19 protein-coding genes are annotated in these 22,114 nt (G+C 71.6%); 12 read left to right on the top strand and 7 right to left on the bottom strand.

The window, feature by feature from the left end; all coding sequences use genetic code 11:
* Window positions 1-31: 31 nt before the first annotated feature.
* The 8 genes from ACIQK6_RS10510 to ACIQK6_RS10475 all read left to right on the top strand — a co-directional run bounded on the left by ACIQK6_RS10510 (window position 32) and on the right by ACIQK6_RS10475 (window position 12,427).
* The gene (locus ACIQK6_RS10510) at window positions 32-4,198 is read left to right on the top strand and encodes an AMP-binding protein (RefSeq protein WP_402694663.1); all 4,167 of its coding nucleotides are present in this window, start codon (window positions 32-34) and stop codon (window positions 4,196-4,198) included.
* Between the two features lie 37 nt (window positions 4,199-4,235).
* Window positions 4,236-5,012, top strand: coding sequence for an SDR family oxidoreductase (locus tag ACIQK6_RS10505; protein WP_329098458.1), 777 nt, complete (start codon window positions 4,236-4,238; stop codon window positions 5,010-5,012).
* Between the two features lie 63 nt (window positions 5,013-5,075).
* Window positions 5,076-6,353 (top strand): nucleotide sugar dehydrogenase, encoded by a 1,278-nt coding sequence (locus tag ACIQK6_RS10500; RefSeq protein WP_329098456.1) that lies wholly within the window; start codon window positions 5,076-5,078, stop codon window positions 6,351-6,353.
* A 37-nt stretch (window positions 6,354-6,390) separates the two neighbouring features.
* On the top strand, window positions 6,391-7,716 hold the full coding sequence (locus tag ACIQK6_RS10495) for an acetyl-CoA carboxylase biotin carboxylase subunit family protein (RefSeq protein WP_402694662.1): 1,326 nt from the start codon (window positions 6,391-6,393) through the stop codon (window positions 7,714-7,716).
* Complete coding sequence (locus tag ACIQK6_RS10490) at window positions 7,698-8,975, top strand: MFS transporter (protein WP_402694661.1); 1,278 nt, start codon at window positions 7,698-7,700, stop codon at window positions 8,973-8,975. The genes ACIQK6_RS10495 and ACIQK6_RS10490 overlap by 19 nt, the downstream gene beginning before the upstream one ends.
* Window positions 8,972-9,637 (top strand): GPP34 family phosphoprotein, encoded by a 666-nt coding sequence (locus ACIQK6_RS10485; RefSeq protein WP_329098450.1) that lies wholly within the window; start codon window positions 8,972-8,974, stop codon window positions 9,635-9,637. Before ACIQK6_RS10490 ends, ACIQK6_RS10485 begins: the two co-directional genes overlap by 4 nt.
* 352 nt (window positions 9,638-9,989) lie before the next feature.
* On the top strand, window positions 9,990-11,270 hold the full coding sequence (gene serS, locus ACIQK6_RS10480) for a serine--tRNA ligase (RefSeq protein ID WP_329098448.1): 1,281 nt from the start codon (window positions 9,990-9,992) through the stop codon (window positions 11,268-11,270).
* A 173-nt stretch (window positions 11,271-11,443) separates the two neighbouring features.
* Window positions 11,444-12,427 carry a LuxR C-terminal-related transcriptional regulator gene (locus ACIQK6_RS10475; protein ID WP_329098446.1) on the top strand — a complete coding sequence of 328 codons (984 nt, stop codon included), beginning with the start codon at window positions 11,444-11,446 and terminating at the stop codon, window positions 12,425-12,427.
* A 157-nt stretch (window positions 12,428-12,584) separates the two neighbouring features.
* On the opposite strand, the gene ACIQK6_RS10470 is transcribed toward ACIQK6_RS10475, so the two are convergent.
* The 7 genes from ACIQK6_RS10470 to ACIQK6_RS10440 all read right to left on the bottom strand — a co-directional run bounded on the left by ACIQK6_RS10470 (window position 12,585) and on the right by ACIQK6_RS10440 (window position 18,480).
* Window positions 12,585-13,469 carry a D-hexose-6-phosphate mutarotase gene (locus ACIQK6_RS10470; RefSeq protein WP_329098444.1) on the bottom strand — a complete coding sequence of 295 codons (885 nt, stop codon included), beginning with the start codon at window positions 13,467-13,469 and terminating at the stop codon, window positions 12,585-12,587.
* Between the two features lie 154 nt (window positions 13,470-13,623).
* A complete protein-coding gene (locus ACIQK6_RS10465; protein ID WP_402694660.1) occupies window positions 13,624-15,273 on the bottom strand; it encodes a DUF6297 family protein in 1,650 nt (549 codons plus the stop codon).
* Window positions 15,270-15,995, bottom strand: a complete 726-nt coding sequence (locus ACIQK6_RS10460) for an ABC transporter ATP-binding protein (RefSeq protein ID WP_329098439.1) — start codon at window positions 15,993-15,995, stop codon at window positions 15,270-15,272. Before ACIQK6_RS10460 ends, ACIQK6_RS10465 begins: the two co-directional genes overlap by 4 nt.
* Entirely contained in the window at window positions 15,988-17,223 is a 1,236-nt protein-coding gene (locus ACIQK6_RS10455; protein ID WP_329098438.1) for a cytochrome P450, read from the bottom strand. Before ACIQK6_RS10455 ends, ACIQK6_RS10460 begins: the two co-directional genes overlap by 8 nt.
* Complete coding sequence (locus tag ACIQK6_RS10450; RefSeq protein ID WP_329098436.1) at window positions 17,220-17,411, bottom strand: hypothetical protein; 192 nt, start codon at window positions 17,409-17,411, stop codon at window positions 17,220-17,222. Before ACIQK6_RS10450 ends, ACIQK6_RS10455 begins: the two co-directional genes overlap by 4 nt.
* A gap of 153 nt (window positions 17,412-17,564) precedes the next feature.
* A complete protein-coding gene (locus tag ACIQK6_RS10445; protein WP_329098434.1) occupies window positions 17,565-18,032 on the bottom strand; it encodes an NUDIX domain-containing protein in 468 nt (155 codons plus the stop codon).
* Between the two features lie 157 nt (window positions 18,033-18,189).
* Entirely contained in the window at window positions 18,190-18,480 is a 291-nt protein-coding gene (locus tag ACIQK6_RS10440) for a peptidoglycan-binding domain-containing protein (protein ID WP_329098433.1), read from the bottom strand.
* Window positions 18,481-18,673: 193 nt separating this feature from the next.
* On the opposite strand from ACIQK6_RS10440, the gene ACIQK6_RS10435 reads away from it, so the two are divergent.
* The 4 genes from ACIQK6_RS10435 (at window position 18,674) to ACIQK6_RS10420 (ending at window position 22,075) form a co-directional block, all read left to right on the top strand.
* Window positions 18,674-19,201, top strand: coding sequence for a toxin-antitoxin system HicB family antitoxin (locus ACIQK6_RS10435; protein WP_329098431.1), 528 nt, complete (start codon window positions 18,674-18,676; stop codon window positions 19,199-19,201).
* Window positions 19,202-19,373: 172 nt separating this feature from the next.
* Complete coding sequence (locus ACIQK6_RS10430) at window positions 19,374-20,222, top strand: DUF4097 family beta strand repeat-containing protein (RefSeq protein ID WP_329098429.1); 849 nt, start codon at window positions 19,374-19,376, stop codon at window positions 20,220-20,222.
* Between the two features lie 45 nt (window positions 20,223-20,267).
* Window positions 20,268-21,281, top strand: coding sequence for an ATP-binding cassette domain-containing protein (locus tag ACIQK6_RS10425; RefSeq protein ID WP_329098426.1), 1,014 nt, complete (start codon window positions 20,268-20,270; stop codon window positions 21,279-21,281).
* The gene (locus ACIQK6_RS10420) at window positions 21,278-22,075 is read left to right on the top strand and encodes an ABC transporter permease (RefSeq protein WP_329098423.1); all 798 of its coding nucleotides are present in this window, start codon (window positions 21,278-21,280) and stop codon (window positions 22,073-22,075) included. Before ACIQK6_RS10425 ends, ACIQK6_RS10420 begins: the two co-directional genes overlap by 4 nt.
* Window positions 22,076-22,114 lie beyond the last annotated feature (39 nt).

Genomic DNA, 22,114 nt, shown 5'->3' with positions numbered 1-22,114 from the left:
TGGGCCATGTGCTGGAAAGGAAAGGAAGCCCGTGTATCACTTTCTCGGGGAAATGCTCGAAGGGAACGTGCGCGAGTCGGGCGGGCGGATCGCCCTTTCGGACGCGTACAGATCGTGGAACTACTCCTCCCTCGGTTCCTTTGTCGGCCATCTGGTCGAGGAGTTCAAGAACACGGGAGTCGTGCCCGGCGAGCCGGTGGCGGTCGCGGGACCGCGTGACGCCCGCCTGATGGCGCTGCTGTACGGCGTGCTCGGCTGCGGCAACCCGGTCCTCGTCGTCAGCCCGGACTGGAGCGAGAGCGACCGCGAGCGCAGACTGCGGACGGTCGGCGCCCGGGTGGTCCTGTCGACGCGGGCCGCCGAGGACGCGCACTTCGTCGACGTGGACGACCTCATGGCCCGCGCCGACAGCGGCGCGAGCGTCTGGGGCTGGCAGCCGGACGCCGACGACGTCGCGTACTTCTCCTTCACCTCCGGGTCCTCCGGGGAGCCGAAGGCCGTGGCGGTGGCGCAGCGCAACGCGGCCCACTACGCCGCCTCACTGGCAGGGCGCCTGCGCTTCGAGGCGGCCGAGCCGCCCTCCTTCGCGCACATGACGACCCTCGCGGCCGACCTCGGTCACACGTCGTGGATGCTCGCCCTGGCGACCGGGGGCCGCGTCCACGTCGTCTCGGACGGCGTCGCCCGCGATCCGTACGCGCTGTGGCAGGAACTGGCGGATCACCAGGTCACCTGCCTGAAGACCACCCCCTCCCACCTCGCGGCGCTCCTGCCCGGACGCCCTGCGCGATCGGCCGCGCTGGACACCGTGATCATCGGCGGTGAGCTGCTGTCCCGGGAATTCGCGGCCGGCTTGCTGGAGGGCGGGGTCGCACACCGGATCGTCAACCACTACGGCCCGACCGAGACCACGGTCGGCACGGCTTGCTTCGTCGCCACCCGCGCCGGTGACCTCCCCGAGGACGAGCCGTCCGTTCCCATCGGCACCGCGATCGGCGAGAACACCCTCGACCTGGACCACGGCGCAGAACCCGGGAACCGGGTGGACCGCACGGTCGGCGAGCTGGTCGTGGGCGGCCCCGGGGTCACCCTGGGCTACGTCGGCATCCGGCCGGACACCGCCGGCCGCTTCCGCACCACCGAGGGCGGTACCGTCTACCGCACCGGCGACCGCTGCCGCAGGCTCCCCGACGGCAACCTCGTCTTCCTCGGCCGGGCGGACCGCCAGACCAAGGTGAACGGCTACCGCGTGGACCTCGCCGAGGTCGAGCAGGTCCTCGCGCACTGCCCCGGTGTCGCCGGCGCCGCCGTGCTCGGCCGCATCGTGGACGGTCAGACGCGCCTGGTCGCGGCGGTCACCCTGGACTCCGGGGCGGCCGGCGCGGATCGCGACGCGACGCTCGCCGCGCTCCCCGGGCACATGGCGCACAAGCTGCCCCGGTACGCGCTCCCCGCACCCATCGTCGCCGTCCCCCGGTTCCCGGTCGACGCCAACGGCAAGCGGGACAACCGCAGGCTCCGGGCCATGGTCGAGGAATCGCTGGAAGTTGGGCCGGAACAGCCGCACGACAGCACCGGGGCCGGCCGACTCGCCCACGAGATAGCCGAGTTCTGGGGCACGAGCCTGGGCCTGAGGAACGTCGGGCCCGACTCCGACGTCCTCGCCCTGGGCGGGGACTCCCTCCTCGCCATGCGCACGGTCGTCTTCCTCAAGGAACGCGGCCACGACGTCGTCGTCACCGACGTGTACGACCACCCGAGCGCGGCGCGGCTCGCCGAGGCCGCCGCCCGGCGGGAGAACGCGACGGATCGCGCACCGGCCGAGGCCGCCGAGCCCGGCAGGTGGGGCACGCTGGGCCCCGCGCAGCGCTGGTTCTTCGACGCCGTGCCGGGCGGCACGGCGCACTGGAACCAGGCGATGCTGCTCGCCTGCGAGCCCACCCTGGACATCGCTGCGCTCAGCGCGGCCCTCGCGGCGGTCCTCGACCGCCACGAGGCACTGCGCGGCTCGGTCGGCGCGACGGGCGCCCTCGACGCCCTCTACCCGGTGACCGGCACGCTGGCCGTGACCTGGTCGTCGGTCGGGGACGGGCCGCCGGCGGCGGAGGCGATCGCACGTACGAGCGCCGAGCTGAACCGCTCCCTGGACCCGGCCTCGGGCCGGCTCCTGCGCTGCCACGTCTTCCGGGGCGGCCCGGGCGCAGCGGACCGGCTGCTGCTCGTATGCCACCACCTGGTGGTCGACACCATCTCCTGGCGCATCGTCCTGGACGACCTGCTGCGGGCGTACGAGGCCGCCGCCGAGGGCGCCGACATCTCCCTCGCGCCGTCGCGGTCGTACTACGACTGGGCCGCCGCCCTTCCCGACGCCGAGGAGCGCGCCGCGCGCGGGGCGGCCGGTGACGTGCCGGACGTCCACGGAGCGACGTACACGTGGACCGCCGCACCGGAGGTGACCCGGAGCCTGCTGGCGCGGTTCGGTCACGGACTTCGCCTGGAGGCCCTGGCCATCGCGTCGATCGTGCGGGCGCTGCAGAACGCCACCGGCTCGGAGCGCACCCGCGTCACCGTCGAGACCCACGGCCGGGACCAGGGCGAGCACACCAGCGCCTACCTGGACACCGTCGGCTGGTTCACCGCGGTCAAGCCGCTCCTGGTGAGTGCGCTCGGCGACGACCTCGCCCGCAACGTCGCCGAGGTCGAGAACAGCGTGGCGAACGCCCCCGTCGAGCGCCTGGACTCGGCGCGGCCGGGTGCCGAGATCGCGGTCAACTACCTGGGACGGTTCAGCCCGCCCCGGGGCAGGAACGTCACCTGGACGTTCGCGCCGGAGTACTGCGGCCCGGCGCGCGCCGAGCGGCACGACCCGATGTACCCCATGGTGCTGACGGCCAGGCTGGTCGACGACGCGTTCGTGGTGGACCTCGTCTGCACCGAGCGGGAACGCGCCCGGGGAGCGGCCCGGCAGGCCTTCGACCGCTTCGTGGCCGACATCCAGCGCGCTGCCGGTGCCCGGGAGTCCGCGCCGCCCGTCGAGGAACTGCGGCGGACCACCTCCGGCCTCCCCGCCTACGCGGGCGGTCTGCCGCCCGAGACCAGGGCGCGCACCCTCGTCACACAGGCGCCCCGGGTCCTGCTCACCGGAGCGACCGGCTTCCTCGGCGCACACCTGCTGGACGGGCTGGTGGCGCAGGGCGCCCACGTCCTGTGCCTGGTGCGCGGCGCGGCCGGGCGCAGTGCGGCCGATCGGCTCGTGGCGTCGGACCGGGTCCGGGTCGTCGAGGGTGACCTGACCGACGGGGACCTGCTGCGCGAACTGTCGGCGCGGGGCGTCCTGGACGGGCTGACCTCGGTCGTCAACGCCGCCGCCGACGTACGGCTGGTGGCGCCGCCGGAGGAACTGGCGAAGGTGAACGTCGGCGGGGTGCGCAACCTCGTCGACCTGATCCGCGCGGACCACCCGGACATCCCGCTCCACCACGTCTCGACGCTGGCCGTCGCGGGATTCCACGACAGCGGCGCACGGCGCTTCGCCGAGTCCGACTTCGACCTCGGGCAGAAGTTCATGTCGCCCTACGAGGCCTCCAAGTTCGAGGCGGAGAAGCTGGTCCGGGCCGCGAGCGACAGCGGTGTCCGGTGCTCCGTCTACCGCACGAACCACGTCGCCGCCCACAGCGTGACCGGAGCCTTCCAGCCCAACACCGGCGACAACCGGGTCTACCAGACGCTGAAGGGCTACGTCCTGGCGGGATGCGCCCCGCGCAGCCCCCGGACCTCCTTCGGCTTCTCCAACGTGGACACGGTGGCGGAGGGAATCTGCCGGATCGCGCTCGCCGCGGAGGTGCCACCGGACGTGCACCACGTGGAGACGCCGCACTCCGTCCCGCACGACGAAGTCATCCGCTGGATGCGGGGGTTCGGCTACCCGGTGCGGCTCGTGGAGCGCGGCGAGTTCGCCCACGCGCTCGGCCGGCTCGAGAGCGCCGACGCCCGCAGCGCGGAGATGAGCCGCGCTTGGGAGCACCGGCCCGAGCGCAACGTCGCCTTCGACAACGCACGGACCGTGGCCCTGCTGCGCCGTCTCGACGTGGAGTTCGCCCCGCCGACGCAGGCCTGGCTGCACACGGCACTGGAGTGGGCCGCCGGGACCGGCTTCCTGCCGACCCCGGCGACGGCCGCGCGGTGCATGGCCTCGTAACCATCGCCCCCAACCATCAACGAACGTGGAGGTTTTGATGAAGCAGGAGATCAGGCGCGCGGCCATCGTCACCGGGGCGTCCTCCGGAATAGGCTTGGCCGTCTCGCGCAAGCTCGCCGCCCAGGGCTACGACCTCGTCGTCAACGGGCGCAACGAGGACCGGCTGCACGAAGCGGCCGTCCGGCTCGAGGAGTTCGGCGGCCGGGTCATCGCCGTGGCCGGCGACGCCAGCCGCACCGAGGTCCTCACCGAGTGCGTCGAGCGGTGCGCCGCCGAGCTGGGCGCGGCCCCCGCCATCGGTGTGGTGAACGCGGGCCGGGGCCTGCCCGGCACGGTCATGACCTCCGACGAGTCCCAGTGGGCCGAACTGCTCGAGGTCAACGTCCTCGGCGCGCTGCGGCAGATGCGGATCCTCGCCGGGGCGATGTGCGTGGAGGCCGAGGCGGCGCCGGCGGTACCCCGCCGCTCGTACGACCTGGTCGTACTGGGCTCGACCATCGGCCGCAACGTCTCCCCCTTCAACAGCGTGTACGGCGCCACCAAGTTCGCCGTGCACGGAGCATCCGAGGGGCTGCGGCGGGAGCTGGGGCCCAAGGGCATCCGGGTCTCGCTGATCGAGCCGGGCATCGTCGCCAGTTCGTTCCAGGCCAACGCCGGTTACGACCCGGAGTGGTTCAGGTCGTACCAGGAGCAGATCGGTCCGATCCTCACCCCGGACGACATCGCGGACCTCGTCCAGTTCGTGGTCTCCCGTCCGGCCCACATCCACCTGGACAACGTGTCCATCCGTCCGACCAGGCAGGACTACCCGTAGATGTCTGTTTCGTTCATAGCGCCCGAAGTATCCGATCTCAAAGAAAGCGGAAGGGGGACAGGCATGCGCGCGGTGCAGCAGAAGCAGAAGAGCGTGGCCGTCATCGGGCAGGGCTACGTGGGCCTTCCACTGGCCCTTCAGGCCGTCCGTGCGGGCTTCCAGGTCATCGGTCTCGAAGTCGACGAGCAGCGCGTCGCGCGGCTCCTCGCCCGCCACTCGTACGTCGAGGACGTCTCCGACCTCGAGCTCCAGGAGGCGTTCGACTGCGGGCGCTACCGCGTCAGCCCGGATTTCGGCGACGCCGAGGGCTTCGACATCGCGGTGATCAGCGTGCCGACCCCGCTGACCGGTGGGGAGCCGGACCTGTCCGCCGTCATCGGCTCGGCGACCACCCTGGCGCCCCTGATCAAGCCGGGCGCGGTGGTCATCCTGGAGTCCACCACCTACCCGGGCACCACGGAGGACGTCGTCGCGCCCCTGCTGGAGCAGGGCTCCGGCCTCAAGGCGGGGCGTGACTTCGCACTCGGCTACAGCCCCGAGCGCATCGACCCCGGCAACGCCACGTGGACTTTCGCCAAGACCCCCAAGCTCGTGTCCGGCGTGAACGAGTACTCGCAGATCAAGGTGAAGGAGTTCTTCGACACGATCGTCGAGCACACCGTCGTCGTCAGCGGTACCCGCGAGGCCGAGCTGGCGAAGCTCATGGAGAACACCTTCCGCAGCGTGAACATCGCGCTGGTCAACGAGACCGCGATGTTCGCCGCGGACATGGGCATCGACATCTGGGAAGCCATCCGCGCCGCGGGCACCAAGCCCTTCGGCTACATGGCCTTCACCCCGGGCCCGGGCGTCGGCGGCCATTGCCTGCCCATCGACCCGATCTACCTCGACTGGCTGTCCCGGGAGAAGACGGGCCGCCCGCTCGGCTTCGTCAACCTGGCCAACGACATCAACCGGGGCATGCCCGGCTACGTCGTGCAGCGCATCGGCGAGACGCTGAAGAAGTACGACCGGGTGCTCGCGGACAGCCGGGTGCTGCTGCTCGGACTCGCGTACAAGGCCAACACCGCCGACCTGCGCGAGTCGCCGGCCATGGACGTCGCGCTCAAGCTCTTGGAGGCGGGCGTCGAAGTCCGCGCGGTGGACCCGCACGCGACCCCCGGCACCCTCGACCCGCGCATCGAGATCGTCCAGCTCACCGCCGACGAGCTCGCGTCGGCCGACGTGACCGTGCTGCTGACGGACCACGATTGCTTCGACTACGACCTCATCGAGTCGGCCTCCCAGCACGTCTTCGACACCCGTAACCGGCTGCGCAACCGCGCCGTCGAACGCATTTGAACACACCTGCCCCGTGAGGCAGCCGGAGGTCATGCACATGGAAATGAGTACAGAGGGCAGCCGCGACGCGATCGCGGTGATCGGTCTCGATCCGCAGCTGCTCCACGAGGCCGTCCGGCGCGGACTGCGCACGGTCATGGTGCGGGACACCGCCGATCACCTGCGCGGCACGTCACTGCGGATCCCGCCCGGGGTCGAGGAGGTGGTGGTCGAGGACGTCACCGACGTCGGGGACGTGTGGGCCGGGCTGTCGCGCCACTTCGGCGATCGGCTCCGGGAGGACCTGCGCGGCATCGTGACCTTCGACGAGTTCGCGGTGAGCACCGTCGCCGCGCTGGCCGCACTCCTGAAGCTGCCGGGCACCCCGCTGGGGCGCGCGGTCCTCATGCGCGACAAGCACCTGCAGAAGCAGGCGGTCCTGGCCGCCGGGCTCACCGCCGCCCGCTCACGGGTCGTGGTGCCCGGCAGCCCCCTGACCGATGTGCCCTTCCCCGGCCCGTGCGTGGTCAAGCCCCTGGCCGGCGGTGGCACGACCGCCACCGAGGCGGCCCGGTCCGAGGAGGAGTACCGGGCGCTCCTGCAGCGGCTGGCTCCTTCGGCGACGACACCGTTCGTCGTGGAGGATCTGGTCGACGTGGAACGGGAGTGGATCGTCGACGGCGTCGTCCAGAACGGCACGGTCGTCTTCTCCTCCGTCGGCTCCTACGCCGAGCCGTGCCTGGAGTACACGACCGACACCAAGCCGCTGACCGTCTACCGCGCGGACGGCACGGGCGAGGACGAGCGGTGTGAGGAGGCGCGGGCGTTCGCGGGCAAGGCGCTGCACGCGCTCGGGTACGACGACGGGGTCTTCCACCTGGAGCTGCTGCAGGACCGGGCCACCGGCGCCTTCTGGTTCGGCGAGTGTGCCGCCCGCGTCGGCGGGGCCCTGATCCAGGAGGGGGTCATGGCCAAGCACGGCTTCTCGCTGGCCCGTTCCGCCGTCGAGGTCGCACTCGGAGTGCCGGTTTCGGGGGCGGACGAGGACACGGGCCGGTACGTGGCGACGACCTCCCTGCACCTGCCGCGCGGCACCGTCATGAAGGTGCCGGACCCGCAGCGGTTCTGCGCCCCGGAGTACGTCCACGAAGTGCGCATCGCAGCACGGCTGGGCGTCACGGACACGCCCGCCGTGCGCTCCACCGTCCACTGGCAGGGCCTGTGCCTCGTCTCTGCCGACTCCGCCGAGGATCTGGAGGTCCACCTGGAGGCCGTGCGCAGCGCGTTCGTCGAACAGTCGATGGTCGCCCCGACCTTCGGTACCGGCCGGCAGGTGCGCGCGTTCATGGACGGCTACGAGGAGATGTGGCGGCAACAGCTGTGATCTCGCTGCACCAGGATCTGCGGCCACTGCGGATACGGGAGTTCCGGATCTTCTGGGTCGGTCATGCCGTCTCTTGCCTGGGAGACGGCATGGTCCCCCTGGTCACCGCCTTCGCGGTGATCGGCCAAGGAGGCGGGGCCGTCGAGCTGGGCACCGTGCTCGCCGTCGGCATGCTGTGCAGGCTGGTCGCCACCCTGATCGGCGGCGTCGTGGCGGACCGCCTGCCGCGGCGACGCGTGATGGCGTGCGCGGACGGCGTCCGCTGCCTCTCCCAGCTGTCCCTGGGCGTGCTGGCGGCCACCGGCCACGGCTCCGCACTCGTCCTCGCCGTGGGCAACGCGGTCTACGGGATCGCCGCCGGATTCCACGGCCCGGCCTCCAAGGGGCTGATGCCCTCCTTGGTGGGCAAGGAACTGCTCCAGCAGGCGGCAGCCCTGCAGTCGCTGGTCCGCAGCGCGTCCATGATCGCCGGTCCCGTCGTGGCGGGCATGCTGATCCCGTTGGTGGGTACGAAGGCGGTCTACTTCCTCGATTCGGGGACCTTCGCGGTCAACTTCGTCGCCCTCCTGATGCTGCCCGCCGCGACGGCCCGGGGCATGCGCGGGCAGTCCTTCGCCGCCGACCTCGTCCAGGGCTGGAGCGAGATCGTCTCCCGCCGCTGGGTGGCCGCGAACCTCGTCGTGCACGCCCTGTGGAACTTCGGCATGGCCGTCTTCTTCGTCCTCGGCCCGGTCCTCGCACAGCAGCGCTTCGGTGGTGCCGCCGCTTGGGGGGTGGTCAGCGCGGGCATGGCGGTCGGCGCGCTGGTGGGCGGCGTGATCGCACTGCGCTGGCGCCCGCGGCTGCCCCTGGTGGCGGGCAACCTGGTGCTGGCCGCCTCGGTGCTCCCGCTGCTGACGCTCTGGCTCGAACTGCCCATGGCCTGGGTGGTGGTGGCGGCCGCGGTGGGCGACTGCTGCATGATCCTGCTGAACACCCTGTGGGACGCGACGCTGCAGCGCGTCATCCCCGAGCAGGTCCTGTCCCGGGTCTCCTCCTACGACTTCCTGCTGACCGTGGTGTCGATGCCGCTGGCGTACGCCCTGATCGGCCCCCTCACCGAGCAGATCGGCACGTCCGGTGTCCTGCTGGCCGGTGCGGCCCTGGTCGCGGTTCCCTGCGTACTCGTCTGCCTGCTGCCGTCCGTACGGGGGATCACCGGCCCGCAGCGGGCCGTCGAGCCCGCGCCGCGCCCCGAAGCGACGGCGGAGGCGGTGTGACCCTCGGCCTGCCCGGCCGCTACCTGCTCCTCGCCGCGGGCGCTCTCGCCGGTGACGCACCGGGCCGAAGGGAAGAGCTGAGCCTGGGAGTCGCCGGCGCCGCACTCATGTCCCTCACGCTGGCGGGGCGCCTAGGTAGGGAGCGGGGAGCCCTCGTCGTCGTCAATGACCGTCCGACGGGGGCGCCGCACCTCGACCAGATCCTGCAGCGGCTGCGGGCAACGCGACGGCCCAAGTCCGTGAGCACCTGGGTGAACGACCTCGCCCCCGTGACGTACGAGGGTGTCCTGAGCGCTCTCGTGTCGTCCGGGGAGCTGGTGCCCGTGCCGCGCGGGTGGCCGAGCCTGCCGGCCGGGGAGAGGTACGGGCCGGCGGACCGTGCACAGTACGAGCGGTACGTGGGTACCGTCCGCAATGCCCTGTTCCGCTACCCGCCGGTGAGTAGGAACGGTGCGCTGACCGCCTCCTTGTTGTGCGCCACCGGGGTGCACCAGGTGCTGTTCCAAGAGATCGGCCGAAAGCGGCTGGGTGAATGGAGCGTGTTGGAGGAGTCCCTTTCGGCGGTGTGCGACCCTGCCGAACGGGCAGCCGTCACCGCGATCTGCCTGGGTGTTCGGGACGTGATATCAGGGCGCACGGCCGAGCTGCAGTTCCACGGATGAAGAGCGGCCTCGACCTTCGGATTAATGTCCCTTGACCGCGGTCGAGTTCGTGATCTAGGGTCTTTACAACACGTTGACGGAGACGAGTAGTTCCGGGAAGTTGCGAGTCCAGAGAGCCGCCGATTTGCTGAGAACGCGGCCTCGTACCCCGGAGTGAATCCCCTCCCGAGTGCAGGGAGGAAAGGCTGGCGAACGCCGGCTCAATGCCCTGCCGGCTCGCCCCCGTGACCGGGCCAACCGAGGCCGACTCTGTCGGCGAAAGCGTGGTGGCACCGCGAGTTACCCTGCTCGCCCGCGCTCCGCAGGGACGATGCCGCAAGTCGGCCATCAGTGGAGTGGAGTGTCACCTCACATGCTGGATGTTGCTCTGATCCGTCAGGATCCCGAAAAGGTCGAACGAGCCCTGGCCAAGCGCGGGGTCCAAGTCGACCTGCGCCGATTCCTCACTCTGGACGCGGAGTACCGCCATGTCCAGAGTGAGATCGGGGCGCTGCGCGCCGAGCGCAAGAAGCTCTCGGGCCAGGTCGCCCGCGAGGGCCTCACCGACGGCGCCCTGGACGAGGTACGGACCAGGTCGCACGAGGTCGGTGCCCGCATCAAGGAGCACGAGGACCGCCTCGCCGAGCTCGCCGCCACCCGCGCCGCCTTCCTCGACCCGCTGCCCAACCTCCCGGACGACGACGTCGTGCCCGGCGGTAAGGAGAACAACGAAACGCTCCGCGTCATCGGAGACAAGCCCCGGTACGCATTTCCCGCGAAGGACCACGTGGAACTCGCGGAGACCCTGCGCCTGGTGGACTATGCGCGTGGGGTGAAACTGGCGGGAAGTGGGTTCTGGGTCTATACGGGTGACGGCGCAATGCTCGAATGGGCTCTGCTCAATTACTTCGTCGAGGCCCACCGTCGCGACGGATACGAATTCATCCTGCCGCCGCACATTCTCGGCCAGGAGGCGGGATATGCCGCCGGGCAGTTCCCGAAGTTCAGCGAGGACGTCTTTACGGTCGGTGCGGGCAAGGGTGAGCAGAACCGGTTCCTGATCCCCACCTCGGAAACGGCACTCATCGCCCTGCATCGAGACGAGACCTTGCCGGAGGAGGACCTTCCGAGGCGGTACTTCGCCTATTCCCCCTGCTATCGGAGTGAGATCGGCGGGTATCGTTCCACGGAGCGCGGAACCCTGCGGGGGCACCAGTTCCAGAAGGTGGAGATGGTGCAGTTCGCGCACCCGGATCGCTCCGACGCGGCCCACGCGGAGCTGCTCGCCAAGGCCGAGCAGCTGGTGGCCGACCTCGGACTGCACTACCAGGTGACCAAACTCGCGGCCGAGGACCTCAGCGGCGCCATGGCCAGGACCGTTGACGTGGAGGTGTGGCTGCCGAGCGTCGATGCGTACATGGAGGTCAGCTCGGTCTCCAACTCCCGTGACTACCAGGCGCGCCGGGGCGGCATCCGCTACCGCCCGCGCCACGGCAAGGGCGGCTTCGTCCACACCCTCAACGCATCGGGTCTCGCCACGAGCCGGCTCCTGCCCGCGATCCTGGAGCAGTACCAGCAGGAGGACGGCAGCGTCCGCGTCCCCGAGGTGCTCCAGAAGTACGGACTCGGCAAGGTCCTCAAGCCCGCCACGTGACGCTCCGGACAACCCGGCGAGTGTCCGAATATCGGACGTTCGCTGGGTTGTCAACGAACTCCCCTGCCTGTCTGATCACTCTAGAACTTCCTTTGGTCAGTGCAAACCGGTCAGTATGATGGCGCCACTGCGGCCTTCCCTGCTGGCCGTTTTGAAGGCGAGGGGGACCAGGGATGCTGTCGAGCGTTGGGCTGAGGGAGCGGGATCACGATGTCTACCGGGCGCTCCTGCTCCACCCGAACTGGGACATAGCGGAGATCCAGCGGAACATCGACCTCGCTGAATCCGAGATCCGCGCATCCCTCGACCGTCTCACCCGGCTGTCCCTTCTGCGTTCCTCTTCCAACGTCGAGCGCTTCGTACCGGTCAACCCCGAAGTCGGACTCGCGCCCCTGCTCCACGAGGCCAAGGCCGAGCTCGACGCGCAACGCGCCATGCTCTCCCGCGACGAAGCCGTCGTCGCGGCGCTGGCCTCTGAATACACGTCCTTGCACATCCAGGCGGGTACCGAGGGCGTCGAGCGGTTGCACGGGGTGGACAGCATCCGCATGCGGCTGATGGAACTCTCGCAACGGGCCACCTCCGAGGTCCGCGCCTTCATGCCCGGCGGCGCCCTCAGCGCCGCCGCCCTGGAGGCGTGCCGGCCGCTCGACCAGCGCAACCTGGCCCGCGGCGTACGGATGCAGACGGTCTACCTGGACAGCGTCCGCAACGACAACGCCACGGTGGACTACGCCACGTGGTTCGCATCCCGGGGCGGCCAGACCCGCACGGTGCCCTCCTTGCCCATGCGTCTGATCCTCTGCGACCGTTCCGTCGTGGTGATCCCCGTCGACGAGGACGACAGCCGCGAAGGCGCGTTCGTCATCCGCCTCAGGAGCGTCGTCGCCGCCCTCGACGAGCTCTTCGACGTCTTCTGGTCGCGCGCCGTACCGCTCGGCGAGGCTCCCGCCACCGACAACGACGACGCCCCCAGCGAGCGGGACCTGGCCCTGCTGAAGATGCTGGAGGACGGCCTCACCGACGAGGGCGTCAGCCGCAAGCTCGGTGTCTCCATCCGGACCGTCCGCCGGCTCATGGCCGATCTGCTCAAGCGGCTGAACGCGCAGAGCCGCTTCCAGGCCGGCGCGGAGGCCGTCCGCAAGGGGTGGATCTAGTGCTGTGGCCGGAAAGGCTTGCCGGTTCGCGGCGTTCGGTGCGGTCCATCGCAAGGCGGAGGACCGCGGCTCGTACTGGACGTACTTGCGCGGTCCGACAACGCGGCGAGGTGCCGTACCGGGCGTCGTGAGCCGGTGAACCTTTCCGGTCACAGCACTAGCCGGTCCGCGCCACCCGCAGCGAGACCGCGAGCAGCGCCGACTCCGACGGCGTACTCACGAGCGGTCGCCCCAGTCGCGCCGTCTCCACGCACACGAACTCCCGATGGGCTCCCTCCGCGACGTCGGGCACCGGCTCCTCGCCCGGATTCCACACCACCACATCGCTGTGCTCGCGGTGACAGACCTCGACGACCCGGCCCGTTCCCCGGCCCGCTCCCCGGTCCTCGACCCGGCTCACCTCGCCCGCCTCCGGGTAGTACCGCTCGATCTCTTCGTCCTCGACGAGAACGAGCGGACCGTCCTGCACCCCCGGGGCCTCCTCGCGCAATCCGTCCGTGTACCGGCCCCCCAGCCCCGCGACGCTCACGCCACCCACCTTGCCCACGCGCAGGTACGTGTGCAGGGCGCCCACACTGCTGTGCTCCCCGCTGACCTCCATCTCCAACGAACACTCCCTGCCCACCGCGATCCGGGCCCGGAGCGTGAAGTCGTGCGGCCACAGGGCCCGGGTTTCCTCGCTGCTGCGCAGCTCCAGCGTCAGCCGCACACCGTCGTCGCTCTCGCGGCACGCCACGAGCGCCCACATCGTGGTGCGGGCGAACCCGTGCATGGGCTCGCCCGCGTCGTCGAACCACGGCCAGCAGATCGGGATGCCTCCCCTGACCGCAACCCCCGCCTCCCAGCGGGCCTGCTCGCTCAGCCACAGGACGGGCTCGTGCCCCGCCGGCTGCCAGGCAACGAGCTGCGCACCCTGCAGGCATACGGCGGCGCGCGCCCGGGGATGGTCGACGACGAGGAGCGGAAGCCCACCCAGGCGACGCAGGCTGACGGTACCGGCCAGCGCCTCGTCCACGGGCAGGGCGAAGATCTTTTCGAGCATGGGACGACCCTCGAAGGCGAACCCCCGCGGAGTCAAGCCTTCAGGGCGGATTCGGACGTGGACGCGGGTGCTCTCAGGGCGGACGGACATGGATGAGCGACAGCACCCGCGGTTTCCACCGGGCGTGCGGTTGCGTACCTGCTGGCTCAGCTGCTCAGCTGCTCAGTTCCTCGGCCTGGCGGCCGATGCGGCGGACGGCCCAGGCCAGGACGGCGGCGGAGCGGACGGCCAGCCACAGGGTGTCCCCGTCCGGGCCGGCGGTCGGGTGGTACGCGACGTGCCACAGGTAGGGCGCCGTCACGAACCCCGCGGCCAGCGCGGGGGCCAGCCGCCACAGGACGAACGGCACGGCCGCGTACCAGTCGAGGGACAGGGCCAGCAGGTCGTAGCGGGGCGCCCCCCGGTAGGCACCCACCAAGGTGGTGCCGACCAGCGCGGGACCCGCGAGCAGCAGCGCCGTGGCGTACGCACCGAGCGGTCCCGCGGGCGGTCCGGACAGCAGGGCCGCAGCCCAGCCGACACCGCCGGCGGCCCACAGGAACGCGACCGGTACCACCAGGTGGGAGAGGGCCAGGACACCGGGCGACAGCGGCAGCAACAGGGCCCGGCGCGGCCGGTCCGTGTCCTGGTAGGCGGGTTCGGCCAGCGCGACCGCCGCGAGGTACGGCGGTACGACGAGGAGCAGGCCCACGAACGCCGCCTTCAGGGGGCCGACCGCACCGTGGCCCGGCTCCGTCAGCCAGTCGGCCACCACGCGGAACTGGGCGAACCCGGCGACCAGGGCGGCGCAGGCCAGGACCGGCCGCCAGGGGTGGCGCAGCAGGACGACGGCGTCCCGCCACAGCGGCAGCGCCCAGCGGGAGTTCGGCATCGGGATCCGGGCCGTCCGCCGGCGCCGCCCGCCCGTCGACTGCAGGACGAGGGTCAGCGCGCGCAGGTCCAGTAGCGTCGCGCCCCGAGTGACCTCCCGCCCGGTGCGGGCCCGGGCGAGCAGCGCGTCCGTCGGGATGCCGGCCACGGCCCGGAACGCCTGCCGCAGGGCGCCCGCCGCGCACGCGGCGAGGCAGGCCAGCGCCGCCGTCTGGGCCAGGGGCGAGCCGTGCCCGGCCGCCGTGTCGACGGCCGCGCCCGCCCAGCCCCAGGGGCCGGACCAGGCGGCCAATTCGGTCACCGCGGGTGCCGAGGTTCCGCAGGCGAGCACGGTCGCTCCGGCCAGTGCCAAACCGCCTCCGATCAGCCGGACCCGGCCCGCGAGGACGGGGCGGGCCTCGGCCACGGTGCCCACTCCGACCGCGAGGCAGGCCAGCGCCAGGTGGGCGAGGAGCGCGACGGGGAGGACCTCGTACCGCCGCTCGCCCTGCAGGGCCAGGGCGAGCGCGACGGCCAGTGCACCGGTGGGCAGGGCCGCCGCGCAGGCGACCGCCACGGCCCGCACCAGCCGGGGGCGCAGCAGTCGGCCCCGGTCGCCGGGCAGCGGCAGGAGCCAGGTGATTTCGGCGGGGCTGAGCAGTACCGGCCCCAGCCGTACGCACAGGGCGATCTGGCCGGCGAACAGCAACAGCGTGGTGCCGACCACTCCGGCGCGGGCGGCCGGTCCGCCGGACCATCCCAGCCCCTGGCCGATGCCCGGTGCCGCCTGGACCAGGCCCGCGAGCACCACCAGTGCGGAGACGGCCGCCACCACCCAGGTCCACGCGTCGTCGAACCGGGGCCGGCCGGCACCGCGTTCGCGCCGGGCCCGCGCCGCGGTGGCCACGGCCGTGGCCGTGGCGTCCCGGCCCTCGGCGGCGTGTTCGGTGGTCACCGCCACGGTGAGACCTCCGCGACACCGGTCACCTCGGCGGGGGTGCCCAGGGCGGCCGTCCGGCCCCGGTCCAGGAGCAGCACCCGGTCGGCGGCCTCCTCGACGGTGGCGCGGTCGTGCGAGGCCAGGAGTACGGCCGTGCCGGCGGCCTTCGCCGCCCGCAGCGCGGCGGCCAGCCTGCGCCGGGCAGCGGTGTCCAGGCGCTGCTCGGGCTCGTCCACGACGATCAGGCGGGCCGGGCGGACCAGTACCGAGGCGAGCAGCAGCATCTGGCGCTGTCCCGCCGACAGGGCGTCGGGGAAGGCGTCGCCACGGTGGTCCAGGCCGAGTTCGGCCAGTACCCGGTGGGCGGCGGCAGCGGCCCGGGGGCCCAGGCCGTGGGCGGTGGCGACCATCCGGACGTGCTCCGCGACGGTGAGGTCGGGAAAGCATTCGGCACCGTCGAGGAGCAGCCCGACGTCCCGCCGGAAGGCGGGGTCCGCCTCGCGCGGCGCGGCCCCCGCGAAGCGGGCCCCGCCCCGGTCCGGCTGCTGGCGGCCCACGCAGACGCGCAACAGGGTGGACTTGCCGGAGCCGTTGGCACCGGCGAGAGCCAGACAACGGCCGGGTTCCAGGGCCAGGGAGACGTCGGCCAGGACGGTCTCTTCGCCGTAGGCGACGTGGATGTCCTGCGCGTACAGCAGGGCGGCGTTCCCGGAGGTGTCCTCGGCGGCGTCAGTCACGTCCGTCCCCCTTCGCGGCCGGTACCGGCCGTGGCCCGCAGCCGAGGGTGAGGGGGAGGGCGGTCAGACCGCGAGTGAGCCGGGTTCGGCGCCAGGTCAGGGATCCAGCGGGGACGGCCGGGCGCGTGTTCGGGAAGCGGGTCACCAGCGCGCGGAGGGCGATCTCCGCCTCGGCCCGGGCCAGGGGGGCGCCCGGGCAGCGGTGGATGCCGTGGCCGAAGGAGAGGTGGGCGCCGGCGTCGCGGTCGAGGTCCAGTTGGTGCGCGTCCGGGAACGCGGACGGGTCGCGGTTCGCGGCCCCGGGGGCGATGAGCACCGGGAATCCCGCCGGGATGTCGACCCCGCCGACGCGCAGGTCCTGCGTGCTGTGACGGAAGGTGGCCACGCTCACCGGGGAGTCGAAGCGGAGCAGTTCGTCGAGGGCGCCGGGGATCAGGTCCGGGTCCCGGCACAGGCGGTCGAACGCCTCCGGGTGCCGGAGCAGGGCCAGGACGGCGTTGCCGATGAAGTGGGTGGTGGTTTCGTGACCGGCGACCAGCAGGAGGGCGGCCAGGGAGACGGTCTCGTCCCGGTCGAGGCCGCCTTGGTCGCAGGTGCGCAGGAGGGAGTGGAGCGGGCCGTCGCCGGGGGCGGTGCGGGCCGTGTCGACGAGGTCGGTCAGGTAGTCGCCGATCCGGTGCGATGCGGTGTCGACGAGGGCGGTGTCGGTCGCGTCGAAGAGGTCATGGGACCAGCCGGCGAGCGCGGCGCGGTCGGATTCCGGCACGCCGAGGAGTTCGCAGACGACGGTGACCGGCAGGGGCACCGCGAGGTCCGCGACCAGGTCGATGTCCGTGCCCGGTCGCCACGTGGTCATGAGGTCGTCCACGACCCGGGCGATGAACGGGCGCAGTTCACGGACGCGGCCGGTCGTGAACAGCCGGGTCGCCACCCGTCGGTGGCGGGTGTGTGCCGGGGGGTCGCTCGCCAGCATGTTGCGGGAGATCGCCGGGTGCAGGTCGCGGTCCGAGGGCCGGTCGGCGAAGAAGCGGGCGGTGTCCTTGGACAGGCGCGGGTCGGTGAACGCCTCGCGGGCCTCGGAGTGGCCGGTGATCAGGTACGCGTGGTGCCCGCCGGAGCCGGTGGGGACCCGCCTGACCGGGCAGCCCTCGCGCAGCCGGTCGTAGGTGGGGTAGGGGTCGGCGAAGAAGCGCGGGTCGCGCAGGGGGTCCTGGCGCGGGGCGGTCACGAGGCCGCGCCCGCGTGCTCGGGCACCGGGTGCCGCCCGTAGCCGTTCGCGACGAGCAGCAGCCGCGCGGCCTCGGTGCTCCCCGGGCCGAGTACGACCTCGGGAACCGCCGAGGTGACCTCCTGCCGGAGCGGTTCCAGCGCGGCGAACGAGTTCCGTCCCCGGCGCCGTCGGCGCAGTTGGTTCATCCGTGTCCTCAACTCTGTTGCCGCCGGTCGGCCGTGGTGAACCGCACCCGGCACCCGCACCCGGGACCCGCACCCGCACCCGCACCCCAATGTTGGCATGTTCGCGACTTCGGCGCCGCCGCGGAGGCGTCGCGCCGGCCGCTCGTCGGCCGATCAGGCCGAGGCGGTGGCCCAAGGGCCGTCGGGAGCCAACTCCGTCAGTACGTCGAGGAGCTGTGGTGGCTCGACCGGGTCGGGGAGGCCGCCCAACTCGTGCCACGGCACCCAACGGTGCTCCTGGAGCTGTTCGACCTCGTACGGTTCCAGTCCGCCCGGGCGGACCGCTGGTGCCGAGGAGGGCAGGCACAGGAAGAAGGCTTCCTCTCCGGCGAAATCCACCCCGTTCCAACTCAGCTTCCGGGCAACGATGACGGACCGCTCGCCGATGGGGACGTCCCGGAGCCCGGTCTCCTCGATCAGCTCCCGCCGCGCCGCAGCGAGCGGGTCCTCACCGGCTTCGATGCCGCCGCCCGGCGGCTCCCAGATGTGGTTCCCGGTCGCGGGATCACGCCAGCGCAACAACAGGATCCGCTGGTCGGGATCGACGCATACGACACGTACGGAAGGGCGGGGTGACTCCATGCGGCTCAGCTTAGCCAGGAGCCGCCACGGGGTCCGGGGACCGATCCCCTGAAGGGCCGCCGCGCACCGCGTACGACGGGACGGATCGGAAAGCGAGTCGATGGCTGAGGAACAAGCCGGCGAACCCGACCGGTTGGGCGCGTGCGCGGACGCTGCCCTACAGCGGCGGTACGGGTACGGTCGGGCTGCCGCCGCCGGGGCCGGTGCTGCCGATCTCGCGGGCGACGCCCATGGCCGCCGTGGTCCGCGGGCCGGCTATGCCGTCCACGGCGACACCGTTGTCCCGCTGGAAGTGCCCTACGGAGTTCTGCGTCCGCGGCCCGTACGCGCCGTCGACGCCGCTGCGCGGGAGGTAGCTGAGGCCCGACAGGCCCCGCCGGGAGCCCGGGCCGTGGCCTCGCTGCGCGTACCGGGTGCCGGGTACCGGCCGTCGATGATGTGGCGGCACGGACCTGGCGGAGGCGAAGCCCGACTTGTGCCCCGCACTCCGGTTGGAGGCCTTCGCAGCTGCGGGTGTGGCGCCGAATGGCTCAGGATGGCGCATTAATGGCACATGCCCTGACCTGCATCTTTGTTATTCTTGGCGCATCTGACGTCAGATTGGCTCGCCATGGCGCCATGCGTGTGTCATGCTAGGAGGCATGGACCTCACGCCCTATGTCGCAAATCTTCGCAACGAGCTCGCGGTAGCCGCCGGAGCAGGCGGCGAAGATGCCCGCGCTCTCGCCGAGCGCATCACGGCGCCGCTGGAGTCGGCCACCAGGCTCATCCTGCTGAGCGCCCTGTCGGACGCCATGGGCGAAGTCACCCGGGAGCTCGCCCCGGGCTCGGTCGACGTGCGGTTGCGTGGGCTGGAGCCCGAGTTCGTCGTCACCGCGCCGCCGAAGGAGGAGCCCTTCGCGGTGCAGGGTTTCGAGGAGATGCACACCCCGTCCCCCGTTCCGTTCGTGCCGGAAGGGGAGGACAGCAGCACCGCGCGCATCAACCTCCGACTCCCCGGCCACCTCAAGACGCGTGCGGAGCAGGCCGCCGCGCGGGAGGGCCTCTCGCTCAACGCCTGGATCGTCAGGGCCGTATCGGGCGTGCTGGAGCCCGGTGGCGGACGTCAGGGCGACGCGCCGGCGCCCCAGCGGGGTGGCCGCAGGAGCTTCACGGGGTGGGTGAGTTAGGCCGTCTCTTTCGGATCGGGCCGAGCGCGGTCCGAAGGAGGCACCCCCTGAGCCCGGGCGGGGTCGAGTCCCCGTAGTGCGACGTCGGCGGCGCGAGGCCGATCACTCTCGCGACATCTTCGCGTCCCCGCAGCGAGGGGGCGACCACCAGACTCACGAGGACGGGACAGCCATGCCTTCTTACGAGACCCAGGGACCCATCACCGCGACCATCCACGTCGAGGTCGGAGTCGCCCGGATCAGTGCCACGGACCGCACCGACACGGTGGTCGAGATCCACCCCCGCACCGCAGGCGACAAGGACGACATCCGCGCCGCAGAGGAGAGCAGGGTCGAGTTCAACGACGGCACGCTGACGATCCGCACCCCGAAGGCGCGCGGGCTGTTCAGCGCTCGTGGTGCCGTCACGCTCGACGTCGCGCTGCCCCGGGGCTCGCGCCTCCTCGGGACGCTGGAGATGGGTGACATCACCTGCAAGGGGACGCTGGGCGAGTGCGAGGTCCGCACCAGCGCCGGCGACATCCAGCTCGACCAGGCCGGCCCGGTGCGGTTGAAGACGCAGCACGGGGACGTGCGGCTGGACACGGTAGCCGGTGACGCCGAGATCACCACCGGTTCGGGTGACGTCCGGGTCCGGACGGTCGGCGGCAACGCCGACATCAAGAACTCCAACGGCAACACGTGGCTCGACGATGTGGCGGGCGATCTGCGACTGAAGGTCGCCAACGGCAACATCACGGTCGGCCGTGCCCAAGGGTCCGTGTCGTCGAAGAGCTCGAACGGCAACGTGCGCATCGAGGAAGTGGCGCGCGGCACGGTGGAGCTCCAGACCAAGGCGGGCGACCTAGAAGTCGGGATTCGCCCGGGCACTGCCGCCTGGCTCGACATCAACTCCCAGGCCGGGACGGTCCACAGCGCCCTCGAGGTCGCCGAAGGCCCCGAGGCGGGCGCGGAGACCGTCAAGGTGCATGCGAGGACCAGCCTCGGAGACATCACCATCCAGCGGGCGCTCGGTGCCTGACCTCAGAGCGCTGCGCCGTCACAGCTACGAATGGGAGGGGGCACGATGAGTGCCGCGACCGAACAGATGGCCCCGCCCCAGGGGATCAGCGCAGTCGGCCTGCGCAAATCGTACGGCGAGAAGGTCGTGCTCGACGGGATAGACCTTCAGGTGCGGGCGGGCACGATCTTCGCACTGCTCGGCCCGAACGGCGCCGGGAAGACCACCACGGTCCAGATCCTCTCCACGCTCCTCGTCGCCGACGGTGGCGAGGCGACGGTGGCGGGGCACTCGCTGGAGCGGAGCGCGGACGACGTCCGCGCCCGGATCGGCGTCACCGGCCAGTTCGCGGCGGTGGACGGACTGCTGACCGCCGAGGAGAACATGCTCCTCATGGCGGACCTGCACCACCTGGACCGGTCGGAGGGCAAGCGGCGCACCGCCGAGTTACTCCGGCAGTTCGAACTCACCGACGTGGCCGCCAAGATGGCCTCCACCTTTTCCGGCGGTATGCGCCGCAAGCTGGACCTGGCGATGACCCTCGTCGGCAACCCGAGCCTGATCTTCCTCGACGAGCCGACCACCGGCCTTGACCCGCGCAGCCGCCGCACCATGTGGCACCTGATCCAACAGCTCACCGCCCAGGGCGTGACCATCTTCCTCACCACGCAGTACCTGGAGGAGGCCGACCAGCTCGCGGACCGGATCGCAGTCCTCGACAAGGGCAAGATCGTCGCTGAGGGCACTGCGGACGAGCTCAAGCGCCGTGTTCCCGGCGGGCACATCCGCCTCCGGTTCTCCGACCTGCTCGGCCTGGACACCGCCGCCCGCCGCCTCGCCCTCGGCCCAGCGGCCCGCGACGAGGAGAAGCTCACCCTGCAGATCCCGAGCGACGGCAGCATCCCCGCACTGCGCGCCGTACTCGACCTGCTGGAGAGTGCCGGAGTCGAGGCGGACGCACTGACCGTGCACACGCCGGACCTGGACGACGTCTTCCTCGCCCTCACCGGCGACGGGTCGCGCCACCACGCCACCACCGTTCCCCAATCCGCCGACACGGTGCAGGAGGATCGGCGATGAGCACCACGTACGCGATGCGCGACTCGATGACGATGCTGCGCCGCAACCTGAAGCACACCCGGCGCTACCCCTCGATGATGGTGTGGATCGTCGCGATGCCGATCCTGATGCTCCTGCTGTTCGTGTACGTCTTCGGTGGCGCGCTCGGCGCCGGCATCGCGCTGCCGGGCGGCGGTACGGGCGACCGCGGCGACTACACCAACTTCGTCGCCCCCGGCATCCTCTTGATGGCCGCCACCGCCGGCGGGGTCTCGACCGCCGTCTCGGTCTGCACGGACATGACCGAAGGCATCATCAACCGCTTCCGAACCATGAACATCTCGCGCTCCTCCGTACTGACCGGGCATGTCGTGGGCAATGTCATCCAGACCGCGATCAGCCTGGTCCTGGTCATCGGTGTCGCGCTCCTGGTGGGCTTCCGGCCCAACGCCACCGTCGTCGAATGGCTCGCAGTCCTCGGCATCCTCACCCTGCTCGCCTTCGGCCTCAGTTGGCTGTCCGCGGCGATGGGCCTGGGCGCCAGCAGTGTGGAGGCAGCGAGCAACGCGCCCATGCCGCTGACGTTCCTGCCCTTCCTCGGCAGCGCCATCGTCCCCCCGGAGTCCATGCCAGTCGGCCTGCGTTGGTTCGCCGAATACCAGCCCTTCACCCCGATGACCGACACCCTCCGCGGCCTGCTCATGGGTACGGAGATCGGCAGCAGCGGGTGGCTGGCGCTCGGCTGGGGCGTCGTCCTCAGCGTCCTCGGCTACCTGTGGGCCCGCTCGGCCTTCAACCGCGAGGCGAAGAGTTAAAGGGCGAGGGGCGGACCGCACGGAACGTGAACGGGGCTG

This window comes from Streptomyces sp. NPDC091682, assembly GCF_044756625.1.
Lineage (GTDB): Bacteria > Actinomycetota > Actinomycetes > Streptomycetales > Streptomycetaceae > Streptomyces.
The sequence above is the reverse complement of the archived record's forward strand: the minus strand, read 5'-3'. Positions and strand labels throughout refer to the sequence as shown.